Annotated in this window: 12 protein-coding genes; 4 read left to right on the forward strand and 8 right to left on the reverse strand. The window is 70.9% G+C overall.

The window, feature by feature from the left end; all coding sequences use genetic code 11:
* Positions 1-96: 96 nt before the first annotated feature.
* Entirely contained in the window at positions 97-630 is a 534-nt protein-coding gene (locus tag BUE16_RS07370; RefSeq protein ID WP_073308116.1) for a winged helix-turn-helix transcriptional regulator, read from the reverse strand.
* A complete protein-coding gene (locus BUE16_RS07375; protein WP_073308118.1) occupies positions 627-950 on the reverse strand; it encodes a DUF7471 family protein in 324 nt (107 codons plus the stop codon). Before BUE16_RS07375 ends, BUE16_RS07370 begins: the two co-directional genes overlap by 4 nt.
* Before the next feature lie 152 nt (positions 951-1102).
* On the opposite strand from BUE16_RS07375, the gene BUE16_RS07380 reads away from it, so the two are divergent.
* The gene (locus BUE16_RS07380) at positions 1103-2728 is read left to right on the forward strand and encodes a TrkH family potassium uptake protein (RefSeq protein WP_073308120.1); all 1626 of its coding nucleotides are present in this window, start codon (positions 1103-1105) and stop codon (positions 2726-2728) included.
* Positions 2729-2800: 72 nt separating this feature from the next.
* Here BUE16_RS07380 and BUE16_RS07385 read toward each other — a convergent pair whose 3' ends face one another.
* The 4 genes from BUE16_RS07385 to gatC all read right to left on the reverse strand — a co-directional run bounded on the left by BUE16_RS07385 (position 2801) and on the right by gatC (position 7016).
* Positions 2801-4468: a TrkH family potassium uptake protein gene (locus BUE16_RS07385; protein WP_073308122.1), complete on the reverse strand. Its 1668-nt coding sequence runs from the start codon at positions 4466-4468 to the stop codon at positions 2801-2803.
* A 3-nt stretch (positions 4469-4471) separates the two neighbouring features.
* Positions 4472-5191: a potassium channel family protein gene (locus BUE16_RS07390; RefSeq protein ID WP_073308124.1), complete on the reverse strand. Its 720-nt coding sequence runs from the start codon at positions 5189-5191 to the stop codon at positions 4472-4474.
* A 92-nt stretch (positions 5192-5283) separates the two neighbouring features.
* Positions 5284-6708 carry an Asp-tRNA(Asn)/Glu-tRNA(Gln) amidotransferase subunit GatA gene (gene gatA, locus BUE16_RS07395; protein WP_073308126.1) on the reverse strand — a complete coding sequence of 475 codons (1425 nt, stop codon included), beginning with the start codon at positions 6706-6708 and terminating at the stop codon, positions 5284-5286.
* Entirely contained in the window at positions 6705-7016 is a 312-nt protein-coding gene (gatC, locus tag BUE16_RS07400) for an Asp-tRNA(Asn)/Glu-tRNA(Gln) amidotransferase subunit GatC (protein WP_073308128.1), read from the reverse strand. Before gatC ends, gatA begins: the two co-directional genes overlap by 4 nt.
* 363 nt (positions 7017-7379) lie before the next feature.
* Here gatC and BUE16_RS07405 point away from each other — a divergent pair, with 363 nt between their 5' ends.
* Both BUE16_RS07405 and BUE16_RS07410 read left to right on the forward strand, forming a co-directional pair.
* Positions 7380-8369 carry a transcription initiation factor IIB gene (locus BUE16_RS07405; RefSeq protein WP_073308130.1) on the forward strand — a complete coding sequence of 330 codons (990 nt, stop codon included), beginning with the start codon at positions 7380-7382 and terminating at the stop codon, positions 8367-8369.
* A gap of 69 nt (positions 8370-8438) precedes the next feature.
* Positions 8439-8921: an NUDIX hydrolase gene (locus BUE16_RS07410; RefSeq protein ID WP_073308132.1), complete on the forward strand. Its 483-nt coding sequence runs from the start codon at positions 8439-8441 to the stop codon at positions 8919-8921.
* A 209-nt stretch (positions 8922-9130) separates the two neighbouring features.
* On the opposite strand, the gene BUE16_RS07415 is transcribed toward BUE16_RS07410, so the two are convergent.
* Together BUE16_RS07415 and BUE16_RS07420 are read right to left on the reverse strand one after the other, a co-directional pair.
* Positions 9131-10267, reverse strand: coding sequence for an asparagine synthase C-terminal domain-containing protein (locus tag BUE16_RS07415; protein ID WP_073308135.1), 1137 nt, complete (start codon positions 10265-10267; stop codon positions 9131-9133).
* Positions 10267-10950, reverse strand: coding sequence for a PHP domain-containing protein (locus BUE16_RS07420; RefSeq protein ID WP_073308477.1), 684 nt, complete (start codon positions 10948-10950; stop codon positions 10267-10269). Before BUE16_RS07420 ends, BUE16_RS07415 begins: the two co-directional genes overlap by 1 nt.
* A 129-nt stretch (positions 10951-11079) precedes the next feature.
* Here BUE16_RS07420 and purL point away from each other — a divergent pair, with 129 nt between their 5' ends.
* The gene (purL, locus tag BUE16_RS07425) at positions 11080-13239 is read left to right on the forward strand and encodes a phosphoribosylformylglycinamidine synthase subunit PurL (RefSeq protein WP_073308137.1); all 2160 of its coding nucleotides are present in this window, start codon (positions 11080-11082) and stop codon (positions 13237-13239) included.
* Positions 13240-13303: the final 64 nt, after the last annotated feature.

Here is a 13303-nt window from a genome sequence, read left to right on the forward strand (position 1 = left end):
CGGCGTCACAGAGAAGGGGGTTGTGGTGCGGGCGTCGAACGGCGGCCGCGGCGACCGAGCGTCGCCCGCGGCGACGGGGCCGGCGGAGCCGACGCCTCACTCCAACAGGGCGTCCACGAGACGAGTGAACCGGTCGAGCAGGCGGTCGGGGAGCGACGGCTCGATCCGACGCAGCGACCGCGCGGTCGCCTCCGGGTCAGTCAGAGCGAGCGTCACCCGCCCGCGGGCGTCGCGCCGCTTCTCGACGACGCCGGCGTCGACGAGGCCGTCGAGATGGTGCTCTAGGGTGCTCCGAGCGACACCGACCTCGCCCGCGACGGCGTCGGGCCGGGCGGGACCGTCGAGGAGTTCGACGACGGCCTCGCGCGCGGTCTCGCGGCGGAACAGCGCCAGCCGCTCGCGCTCGATCGGGTCGATCCCAGGGTCGAAGTAGTGCGTCCGGCCAGACACCTCTTCGTCGACGACGCGGTCCGCCCGGACAAGCCGGCGGAGGTGGTACTGGGCCTGTCCGGGCGCCAGGTCGAGGCGGCGGACGAGTTCGTTGAAGTGGAGGCCGGGGTGTGCAAGCACGTAGTCGGCCACGCGCTCGCGCGTCGGGCGGTCGCCCCGGGTCGCGGGCGGTTCGCTCACGACGCGGCCTCCGCCCGGACATCACGGGCGTAGTACACCGCCGCGACGACGAGGCCCGCCATGACCACGTCGAGGACGTGCTCGCCGAAGTGGTGGGCGTCGGGACCGACGACCCCCACCGCCGAGGCGGCGGCGACGCCCGCGCGGGCCACGAGCGCGCCGAGCGCGAGCGCGACGAGCAGGTACGACCGCGAGCGGCGGCGGAAGAACGCCGCGAGCCCGAGTCCGAGCAGGAGCGCGCCGGCGACGCCGCCGACGGCGACCACGACCGCGTAGGCGACTCCCTGAACGCCCGGGGCGACCTGGAGCAGGCTGTTCATACCCACAGAATCCGCCGGGCGGACTTCACGGTTGCGCGCCGCGATTGCGCACTCGCCCCCGAACGTCGCGGTCGCGGGGGCGGCCCGCTCCCGTCCAAACCGTCGGCGCCGGAACGGTAGCTTCAACATCGACGCGCTCGCCGACATCGAGAGTGAACATCCGCGTCGAGTACCGGGCGAGCCTGAGTCTCGTCGGGACCGTCGTGCGGTACCTCTCGGTCCCGCTGGTGGCCCCGTTTTTTGTCTCGCTGTACTACGGCGAATCGGTCGCGCCGTTCGCCGTGACGATCCTCCTCACCCTGCTGGTCGGCAGCGGGCTCGAACGGCTCGACCCCGACCCCGATATCGGCGCCCGCGAGGGGTTCCTCATGGTGGCGGCGACGTGGATCGCGGTCGCGGTCGTCGGAGCGGTTCCCTACCTCGTCGAGGCGCACGGAGTCCCCGGGCTGGTCCCGGCGCTCCACCCGGAGTCGACGCTCGGGAACCCCGTGAACGCCCTGTTCGAGGCGATGTCGGGGTTCACGACGACCGGAGCGACCGTTCTCGGCGACATCTCCTTCGACTCGCACACACGCGGGGTCATGTTGTGGCGCCAGCTGACGCAGTGGCTCGGCGGGATGGGGATCGTCGTCCTCGCGGTCGCCATCCTCCCCGAGCTGTCGGTGGGCGGCGCCCAGCTCATGGACGCGGAGGCGCCCGGCCCCGGCATCGAGAAGCTCACGCCGCGGATCGCCGAGACGGCGCGCGTGCTGTGGGGCGTCTACGCCGGGCTCACCGCCTTGGAGATCGTGCTCCTGTACGGGATGCACCTCGCCGGACCGGCGCTCGGGATCCCCGGTCTCGCCCCGAACATGACGCTGTACAACGCCGTCGCCCACGGGCTGACGACGATGCCCACGGGCGGGTTCTCGCCGGAGGCGCGCTCCATCGAGGCGTTCTCCGCGGCCGTCCAGTGGGTGATCGTCCCGTTCATGATCGCCGCCGGCGTCAACTTCGCGCTGTTCTGGGGCGTGCTCACGGGCGACCCACGGCGGATGGTCCGCGATGTGGAGTTCCGGGCGTACGTCGGGGCGATGGGGGTGCTCGCGGCGGTGCTCTCGCTGCTGTTGTTCGGCGGGAGCTTCGTCGAGGCGGTGCCGCCGGGCGGGGAGACGTACGACGCCGCGTACCTCTCGTCGGTGACCGACGCGGTCGTCGGGAACGCCGAGCCGGCGATCCGTCACGCGGTGTTTCAGGTCGTCTCGATCGTGACCACGACCGGCTACGCCAGCATCGACTTCAACACTTGGAGCGCGCCCGCCCAGTACCTCCTGCTGTTCGGGATGTTCATCGGCGGGTCAGCCGGGTCGACCGGCGGGTCGATCAAGGTCATCCGCTGGGTCGTCATCGCGAAGTCGCTGCGGCGCGAGCTGTTCACGACGGCCCACCCGGACGCCGTTCGTCCCGTTCGCCTGAACGGGCGCGCGCTCGACGAGCGCGGGGTGCGGGGGATATTCGCGTTCTCGCTCCTCTACCTGGTACTGTTCTTCCTGTCGGTGTTCCTGCTATTTCTGGACGCGACCAGGCTGTCGGCGTCGTTCACCGTGCTCGAGACGATGAGCGCGGTCGCGGCGACGCTCGGAAACGTCGGTCCGGGGTTCGGCATCGTGGGTCCGATGGGCGGGTACCTGGCGTTCACCGACATCGGCACGCTGTACATGGTGTTCCTGATGTGGGTCGGTCGCCTGGAGATCATCCCGGTGCTCGTCTGTCTCACGCCGGAGTACTGGCGTCGGTGACCCGCCCCGCGCCGGACCGGAAGCGGGCACGAACTCGACCGCCGAGGCGGAGGCGGGACCGCGCCGGCGCGGTCACGGGTCCATGCCGTAGAGCAGCGACCGAATCAGCGCCAGCATGGGGATGATCTCCAGGCGACCGACCCACATGTTGAGGAGGAACATCGCCTCCGCCAGCGGCGGCATCGAGGGGCCGGTGATCCCCGTCGAGAGGCCGACGTTGCCCTGCGCGGAGGCGACCTCGAACAGCGCGTCGGCGTAGCTGAACGCCGGCCCCGCGAGGTCCGCGAGGAGGATCGACGACGCGACGAGCAGGACGATCCACAGCAGCGAGACGATCGACGCCTCCGAGAACTCCCGCTCCATCTCGTCGCGGTCGAGCCGTCGGTCGCCGAGCGTCACCGACACGATCGCATTCGCCGGCAGGAACACGCGACCGAACTGCCAGCGGATGCCACGGGCGACCGTGTACGCCCGGATGATCTTGATCCCGCCGACGGTCGACCCCGCGGCGCCGCCGATCGTCATCGCGACCGCGACCAGCAGCTTCCCCCCGGCGCTCCACTCGCCGATCGGCGCCGACTGAAAGCCCGTCGCCGACAGCGCCGAGACGAACTGGAACACCGAGTCGCGGACGACATCCCCGACCCCCGGACCGAACAGCGTCGACAGCCCGAGCCAGTCCCCGGTGAACGCCCCGGTCGTCCTCGACAACAGCGCGACGTTCTGAGCGGAGAGGACAAGCGAGCCGGCGGCGAACAGCACGAACAGCCACCGCGTCTGGAGGTCGCCGGACAGCGCCGCGAGGTCGCGCTCGCGCAACACGGCGTAGTGGACGGGAAACGCGATCGCGCCCAACGCCATCACCGGCAGCAACACCCCCTCGATGAGCGGTGAGTCGTACGTCGCGATGGAGTCGTCGGTGACCGAGAACCCGCCGGTCGAGAGCCCGGTCATCGCGTGATTGAGCGCCTGCCAGGCCGCCTCGACGGGCGTGAGACTCGCCCCGTACTCCGAGGCGCTGATGGCGAGAAACAGCGCGACGACCGACAGCGCCGTGTACCCGAGGAAGATCTTCCAGACGGTCCGGACGGTGGAGACGATGCTCGGGTGGATCCGTTCCTCGCGGGCCTCGCTTCGGTACAGAGCGTAGCTCCCCGATCCGGGGCGAGCGAGCACCGACACGGTCAACACGATCACCCCGACGCCGCCGACCCACTGGATGAACGACCGCCACCACTGTACCGTCCGGGGGAGCGACGGCTCGTGGACGGCCATCGTCAGCCCGGATCCGGTCCACCCGCTCATCGATTCGAACAGCGCGTGCAGGGGGTTCGCGAACGCGGCCAGGCTCGATGTCGCGTACTCCGCGCCGGCGGGGACGAACGACGCCGCGACCGCCGGCGGGGTGAGCGAGGCCGACAGGAACAGCGGGAGGGCGCCGAAGACGGCGGTGGCGAACCAGCCCCCGGCGGCGATCACCATCCCGTGTTTCATCCGGGGCGCCGGCGCGGCCGCGAACAGCCAACGCGCGCCGAACCCCACGGACGCGGTTACCCCGCCCGCGACGAGGAACGCCAGCGCCTGGTACGGCTCCCGCCACACGAGTGCGACACAGACCGTGAGCGCCATCATCGTCGCCTGGGCGACGAGCAGCGAGCCGATGTCGTGTGCGATGGTCGCGAGGTCCTCGGGCAGGCCGGCGACGCGTCGGTCGCGTCCCGCCCGGCGTCGGATCGCCATCGGTCAGGTCCCGCCGGCGTTGGGGTCGATGTTCCGGGAGCCGTCCCCGTCCTCGTACGTTCCGAACGGCTCGGTGACCTCGGGAACTGCGCCGCGACCGGAGTAGACGGTGCAGAGATCGCCCGCCTGCGTTCGGGTCCCCCCGCGCGGGATGATGGGTTCGTCCGCGCCGTCGCGCTCGATGGCGACGACGAGCGTGTCGTCCCCGAGCGCGCCGGCCTCGTGGGCCTCCTGCATCGTGCGGCCGTCCAGTTCGGACCTCTCGCCGACGCGGATCTCGAACACCTCCGCCTCGTCGCCGACGCGCATGTAGTCGACGATGGTGGGGCGCTCGACGGCCCGGTAGAGGTAGTCGGCGATGAGCCGCTGCGGGTTCTCCATCGTGTTCACGCCGATGCGGCGGAACACGTCCATGTGCGCCGGGTCGTGAACGACCGAGACGACGGTCGGGACCGCCAGCTCCTCGGCGAGGAGACACACCATGATGTTCGTGGCGTCGTGATCGGTCGTGGAGATGACCGCGTCGGCGCGGTCGGCGCCCGCGTCCAGAAGGATGTCCTTGGAGGTCGCGTCGTCCTCGATGACGAGACAGTCGAACGTCGTCGCCGCCTCCTCCGCCCGGTCCGGGTCGCGTTCGATCACGACCACCTCGTTGCCGCCGTCGGTCGCGAGTTCGATCAGCGGGGTGCCGATGTCGCCCGCACCGACGATGACCACGTACATGCGCCCGCCGACGCCGCGGTCGGTCGAAAAAGTACCGTTCCGGTCGGACGCCTCCGCCGTCGCGTCGGCTGGGCCGCTCGCCGCGGTCGGCGCTACTCCTCGACGGCGCTGCCGGCGCGGATGACCGCCGCCTCGCCGAAGGCGGGGCCGACGAACTGCATCCCGACCGGGAGCCCCTCACGTTCGCCGGCCGGCACCGAGATGGCGGGGAGGTTCGCGAGGTTCACCGGCACCGTGTTGGCGTCCATCAGGTACAGCGACAGCGGGTCGTCGAGGCTCTCGCCGCGCTTCGGCGGGAGCACGGGCATCGTCGGCGTCGCGAGCACGTCCGCCTCGGCGAACGCCTCGTCGAAGTCCCGCTTCACCCACGCGCGGGCGTCCTGCGCCTTCTTGTAGTACTTGTCGTGGTAGCCCGCAGAGAGCGCGTAGGTGCCGAGCAGTATCCGCCGTTTCACCTCGTCGCCGAACCCCTCCTCGCGAGCGCGGGCGAACGACTCGTTCCAGTTGCCGTCGCCGCCGTCGATTTCGGAGGACGAACCGCGCTCGCCCTCCGTACCTCCGGTCGCTTCGCTCCCGGAGACCCCGTAGCGCACGCCGTCGAAGCGCGCGAGGTTCGAGGACGCCTCCGACATCGCGATGACGTAGTACGCCTGTACCGCGTGCTCGACCGAGGGGAGCGACACCTCGACGGTCTCGACGCCCTGCGCGTCCAGATCCGCGAGGGCGTCCTCGAACACCGCGACGACCTCGTCGTCGGCGCCCTCGATCAGCTCAGTCGGGACGCCGACGGTCATCCCCTCCACGTCGCCGTCGGCGGCCGCGGCGTACGCGGTCGCCTCGGCCGGGTGGGTGTCGTCGGGGACGCCGGCCGCATCGGGGGCACCGCCCTCGGCGGCGTCGTAGCGCGTCGTCGCGTCGCGCTCGTCGGGGCCGGCGATCACGTCCAAGAGGGCCGCCGCGTCCTCGACCGAGCGGCCGAACGGGCCGATCTGCTCCAGCGAGTTGGCGTACGCGACGAGCCCGTACCGCGAGACGAGCCCGTAGGTCGGCTTGATCCCGACGACGCCGCAGAACGCCGCGGGGTTGCGCACGGAGCCGCCGGTGTCGGATCCGAGCGCGAGGTCGGCCTCGCCCGCGGCGACGGCCGCCGCCGAGCCGCCTGAGGAGCCGCCGGGGACGCGCTCGCGGTCGACGGGATTGCTCGTCGGGCCGAACGCCGAGGTCTCGGTCGTCCCGCCCATCCCGAACTCGTCCATGTTCGTCTTGCCCACGAGCGTCGCGCCGGCCCCGCGGAGGCGCTCGACGACCGTCGCGTCGTACGGCGGGACGTACTCCTCCAGCATCGCAGAGCCGCAGGTCGTGCGGATCCCCTCGGTTGAGATGTTGTCCTTGACGGCCACCGTCTTGCCGGCGAGGGGGCCGTCGGCGTCGCTGACGACGGTCTCACGGGTGATAAACGCGTTCAGGTCGTCCGCCGCGTCGCCGCCTCGGTGGGTGGGAGCGTCGTCCGCGCTCATGAGACCGTCGGCCCCTTGAAGAAGCCCGCCTCGGAGTCGGGCGCGTTCGCGAGCGCCTCCTCCTGAGTGAGGCCGTCGCGAACCTCGTCGGCCCGCATCACGTTCACCAGGTCGGGCTCATCCTCCACCTCGGGAACCTCGTCGAGCGCCGCGAAGTAGTCGAGCACGTCCGCGAACTGCTCGGCGAACGCCGCCGCCTCGTCGTCGTCGAGGTCGACCCGCGCGAGGTCGGCGACGTGGCGGACCTCGTCGGGGTCGACGGCGTCCGCGTCGGCGTTCGACGCGTCGCCCTCGTCCGTCGCTGTCATGTGCGTTGGGTGCCGCGGACCGCGAGTAAGGGTTTCGATACCCTCGACGCCCGGCCCTCGTTGGAGTGCGATCACTTCACGTGATCAGATCGACACACACGGGCCGGACACCCCGCGGCCCCTCCGAGACGGATGCCACGCGCACAGGCGGACCACGGTCCACGTCGAGATCAAGACGGAGAGCGGCTTAGCGTGTCGTTCGCGGCGACCGGGTCTCGCCGATCCTGCCCGTCGCCGTCGGGTAGCTTTTGTTCGACGACTCGTCGAAATCAGCCAGCAGGTATAAGTGACTCGCGGACCTGTAATTGGTACAGCGAACCAGTCGGGGAGACGCCTCTCCGGCTTTCGTTTCCCAATCCCACAATGAGTGAGAACGTCCGAAGTTACACGGACGACCGGTCGCGAACGGCCACCATCGACGAGGACGAGTCGGCGTCCGAGTCGGAGGGAGAACAGCTCGAGTGTCCCGAGTGCGGCGGTCGACTCGAAAACGACACCGAGCGCGGCGAGACGGTCTGTCGGGACTGCGGGCTCGTGGTCGAGGAGGACGAGATAGACCACGGGCCGGAGTGGCGAGCGTTCGACTCCAAGGAGAAAGACGAGAAATCCCGCGTCGGCGCCCCGACGACGAACATGATGCACGACAAGGGACTGTCGACCAACATCGGCTGGCAGGACAAAGACGCCTACGGGAACCAGCTGTCGGGCCGCCAGCGAGAGAAGATGCAGCGGCTGCGCACCTGGAACGAACGCTTCCGCACGCGCGACTCCAAGGAGCGCAACCTCAAGCAGGCGCTCGGCGAGATCGACCGCATGGCCAGCGCGCTTGGCCTGCCTGACAACGTCCGCGAGACCGCCTCGGTCATCTATCGGCGCGCGCTCGACGAGGACTTGCTCCCCGGTCGCTCCATCGAGGGGGTCGCCACCGCGAGTCTGTACGCGGCCGCTCGACAGGCGGGGACGCCCCGGAGCCTCGACGAGATCACGAACGTCTCGCGCGTCGAGAAAGACGAGATCGCGCGGACGTACCGCTACGTCGTCCGGGAGCTGAAGCTGGAGATCCAGCCGGCCGACCCCGAGAGCTACGTGCCGCGGTTCGCCTCGGACCTGGAGCTGTCCGACGAGTCCGAGCGCCGTGCCCGACAACTCCTCCAGACGGCCAAGCAGAAGGGCGTCCACTCGGGCAAGTCACCCGTCGGCCTCGCGGCCGCGGCGGTCTACGCCGCCTCACTGCTCACCAACGAAAAGGTGACCCAAAGCGAAGTGAGCGAGGTGGCGAACATCTCGGAGGTCACCATCCGCAACCGCTACCACGAGCTCCTCGAGGCCGAAGAGCAGGTTCAGATCGACTGAACCGCGCCGGGAGCGCGACCGCGGTCGCAGTTCCGTAACGCCGAAGCCGTCCACCCGCCAGGCACGGATATGGAGACCACGCGTCACTTCACCGCGACCGTCTACCTCGTGCACGACGGCGCGACCGCGCTGCACGACCACCCGCGGCTCGGCATCCGCATCCCGCCGGGCGGGCACGTCGACCGCGACGAGCTTCCTCACGAGGCGGGCCTCCGCGAGGCGCGCGAGGAGACCGGCCTCGATCCGACGCTGATCGACGACACCGAGGCGGTCGGCGCGCCGGCCGGCGAGACTCTTCCGACTCCCCGGCACACGATGCTGTACGACATCAACGTCCATGACGACGGGACCGTCGGTCACCAGCACATCGACTCGGTCTACTTCGCCGCCGTCGACGACCGGCGGATCGACCCCGACGGTGACGATGAGGTCGGCGCCGACGCCTGGGCGTGGTACACACCCGGGGAGCTCCGCGAGAGCGACGTAGACAGCGACACGACCGCGATCGGCATCGAAGCGATCGAGACGGTCGGCGCCGCGGGCGAGCGGTAGCGAACCGGGAGCGACGAGTCGCCGGTGCGGAATCCCGTCCACCGCTGCGCCACAGCGTCGCCGCGAACCTTTTTCAGGGATGCCGGGACCAGAGCCGACATCGAGTGACCCGAGACGGGCGATGCACGGCGGGTGCGCGACACCGCGTCGTCCGGCGGTGGCCCGAGAAGCCGTGTCGCCTGTCAGCCATCAGCTGTCGATAGCGGCGTCTACGAGCCGTCGTTCGGCGAGTGCGTCTCACCGCACAGGTCGGCGAGATACCGACCCACGTGGTCGTCCATCCGCCGTTTGAACCCCGCTTGCCGAGCGAGTCGGTCCAACTCCCGCGAGACGTACGTGCCGTATTGGACGGCCTTCTTCTCCGCAGAGCGGACGTGCTGAGGGACCATATCAGCGGCGGCCGCACGGAGCGCGACCTTCCGCTCGCCGTCGGCGACGAGCAGGTGTCCCGGCAGCGCCAGCGCGGCCCGCACGACGCGGTCGTGCAGGAGCGGCGCGACCGGTTCGACGCCGGCGGCCCGCAGCGCGAGCACGTCGCGCTCCAGTTGGTCGGGGAGCGTCGCCACCGTCTCACGGCGAGCCCCGCGGACGGTATCAGCGTCGACACGGGGGTCGTCGGCCGGGTCGACGACCTTCGCGTAGCCGCCGAACAGTTCGTCTGCGCCCTGCCCGATCGCAAGGCGGTGGTGCCCGTCCGCCGCCGCCCGTTCGCCGACGAGGTACAGCGGCAGCGCGATCGCCACGTCCATGGGGTTGCGCCGCCCGGTCGCGGCGACGAGTTCGGGGACGGCGCGTTCGAGGTCGGCGTGTGAGAGGGTGACCTCCCGAAGCTCCCGGTCCATCGCCGCGGCGGCGTCGCGAGCGGCAGCCACGTCGTGGGCGCCCTCGAAGCCGGCGACGTACAGCGGGGTCTCGGGGACGCCGGCGGCGACGACTGCCGAGTCGACGCCGCCGGAGAACGCGACCGCGAGCCCGTCGGGGTCGACCGCGCGAACGCTCGTCTCGACGGCGTCGGCGACCGCCGCGAGCGCGGACGCGTCCGCGGTCGGCTCGGGATCGGGGAGCGACCAGACTCGCCGCTGGCCCTGATTGTCCGCTGCGAACCCCGCGGGCAGCGGTCGTGGGTCTTCGAGGCGGTCGAGAGATCGACTCCAACAGTCGGGGGCGTCGGTGTCCGCGTCGACGAACAGCGGCCAGCGTCCGAGTACGTCCCGGACGAGCGTCCCGTCGACGACGCCCGCGAAGCCGTCGGTTCCGGGAAGTGGGTCCCCGTCAGCGAGCGCACCGCGGATGAGGGCGGCGCCGGCGTCGCCGTCGAGGTCGGTCCCCGTGGGGCGGCGGGGCATCACAGGAAGTCGGCGACACGGCGGCCGATCCGGCGCTTGGCGCCCCCGGCGGCCTGCCGGAAAGAGATGTACCACGGCGTCCGCTTGCCGACGACGCTCGTTCGACCGTCGCGGATCGCCGCGAGTATCGAGTCGACCGAGCGCTCCTCGGCGCCGACCTCGGTGACGGCCTGCCCAACCATCTCGGCGATGTGGGCGTCGCTACCGGCGGTCATCGGTAGCCCGCGGTTCACCGCGAACGACTCCGCCTGGCGGTTCGAGCGCCCAGTCAGGAGCCGGGAGTTGTACACCTCGATGGCGTCGGCGCTGGATAACTGCTCGTCGGTGATGTGGGGCGCGACGCCGTGACGGGACTTCTGAAACGGGTGCGGGACGACCGCGAGGCCGCCCTGCTCGTGGATCCGGTCAAGCGTCTCGTCGTAGTCGCGGCCGGCGGGAACCGGCTCCTCGATACCGAACGCGAGCACGTGCCCCGCGGTGCTGGTGATCTCCATGCCCGGAATGCCGACGAGCCCGTAGTCGTCGGCTCGCTCGGCGGCCTCCAGGCTCGCGTCGAGTTCGTCGTGGTCGGTGACAGCGAGCGCGTCGAGGCCGACGGCTGCCGCCTGTTCGAGGAGCATGTCCACCGGATCGCGGCCGTCGTGCGAGAGCGCGGAGTGACTGTGCAGCTCGACCGATAGCACGAGCGATGATAGATCCGGGCCGTAGAAAAGGAATCCGGTCCGATCGGCGACGGCGCCGAAGGAGACACGAATACGCACGAACATGCACATGGAAAGCCATTTGAGACGGAGCGATCACCGTACACGTGAATGCCCCTCGCCGACGCGGACCGCGAACTGGTGGAGGCGGAACTCGGACGGGAGCCGACCCGAGCCGAGGCCGCGCTGTTCGAGAACCTCTGGAGCGAGCACTGCGCGTACCGGTCGTCGCGACCGCTGCTCGGCGCCTTCGACAGCGAGTCCGACGATGTCGTGGTCGGCCCCGGCGACGACGCGGCCGTCGTCGCGCTCGACGACGACACGTACGCCACCCTCGGCATCGAGAGCCACAACCACCCCTCTTACGTCGACCCGTTCGACGGCGCCGCGACGGGCGTAGGGGGCATCGTCCGAGACACGATGTCGATGGGCGCGTACCCGATCGCGCTGGCGGACTCGCTGTACTTCGGCGACTTCGACCGCGAGCACTCGCGATACCTGTTCGAGGGCGTGGTCGAGGGGATCAGCCACTACGGCAACTGCATCGGCGTGCCCACCGTCGCCGGCTCTGTCGCGTTCAACGACGGCTACGAGGGGAACCCGCTCGTCAACGTCGCCTGCGTGGGGCTGACGACCCCCGACCGGCTGGTGACCGCGACGGCCGAGACGCCCGGAAACAAACTGGTGCTCGTCGGCAACGCCACCGGTCGCGACGGCCTCGGCGGCGCGTCGTTCGCCTCGGAGGATCTCGCCGAAGACGCCGAGACGGAGGACCGCCCCGCCGTACAGGTGGGCGACCCGTACGCCGAAAAGCGCCTCATCGAGTGCAACGAGGCGCTCGTCGACGAGGGGCTGCTCGTGGCCGCGCGCGACCTCGGCGCGGCCGGCCTCGGCGGCGCCTCTTCGGAGTTGGTCGCCAAGGGCGGCCTGGGCGCCGAGATCGCACTCGATCGCGTCCACCAGCGCGAGCCGGAGATGAACGCGATGGAGATCCTTCTCGCCGAGAGCCAGGAGCGCATGGTGTATGAGGTCCGCCCCGAGGACACCGATCGCGTCGCCGAGGTGGCCGAGCGCTTCGATCTGGGCTGCTCGGTCATCGGCGAGGTGACCGACGGCAACTACGTGTGCACCTTCGACGGCGAGACGGTCGTGGACGCCCCCGCGGAGTACCTCGCCGACGGCGCACCGATGAACGAGCTCCCGAGCGAGGCGCCGAGCCAGCCCGACCGCGACCTCCCCGCGCTCGTCGCGGGCGACGACGGCTCCACCGACCCAGACGCGCTCGCCGAGGTGGTCGAGGCGGTCGTCGGGCACCCGAACACCGCGAGCAAGCGCTGGGTGTACCGCCAGTACGACCACGAGGTCGGCGTTCGAACCGGGGTGCTGCCGGGGGACGACGCCGCGGTGATGGCCGTCCGCGAGGCAGAGACCGAGTCCGGTGAGCCGCTGGGCTTGGCGCTGTCCTCCGGCTCTGAGCCGCGGTGGACCGAGGCGGCGCCGTACGAAGGGGCCCGCGCCGTCGCCCTGGAGAACGCGACGAACCTCGCGGCGAAGGGGGCGACACCACTGGCGGCGGTCGACTGCCTCAACGGGGGCAACCCCGAGAAGCCCGAAGTGTACGGCGACTTCGCGGCCGCCGTCGACGGGCTCGCCGAGATGTGCGCGGCCCTCTCGGTCCCGGTCGTCGGCGGCAACGTCTCGCTGTACAACGACTCCGTCGCCGGTCCCATCCCGCCGACGCCGACGCTCGCGGTCATCGGGAAGAAAGCCGGGTTCGACGCGCCGCCGGCGGCGTTCGCCGGGGAGGGGACCGTGCTGGTGGTCGGCGCGGCCGGCGGATCGCTGGGCGGCTCGGAGTACCTCGCACAGGCGGGCGGGAGCGACCGATTCCCGGAACTTCCCGAGAACGCGCCGGTGGTCGTGGAGACGCTCGCGGCGGTCGCAGACCGCGAGGACACCCTCGCGGTCCATGACGTGAGCCACGGCGGCCTCGCGGTCGCGCTCGCGGAGCTAGTGACCGACGCCGCCGGCGCCGATGTCACGCTCGACGGCGCGCTCGCGCTGTTCGACGAGACGCCCGGCCGCGCGGTGATCGAGACGACCGACCCGGACGGGGTCCGCGAGGCGTTCGACGGCGTCGCGCCGGTCGAGGCGATCGGCGAGACGACGACCGACGGCGTGCTCTCGCTCACGGTCGGGGGCGTGGATCTGTCGTACGACGCCGAGTCGATCCGGGACCTCCGGGCCGTCATCGAGCGCGAGTTGGACTGACCGCCCCGACCGACGCGACGCCCGCCGTACCGACGAGGCCCGCGATGGCGCTCCTCGGCAACAT

Source organism: Halobaculum gomorrense (assembly GCF_900129775.1).
GTDB classification, from domain to species: domain Archaea; phylum Halobacteriota; class Halobacteria; order Halobacteriales; family Haloferacaceae; genus Halobaculum; species Halobaculum gomorrense.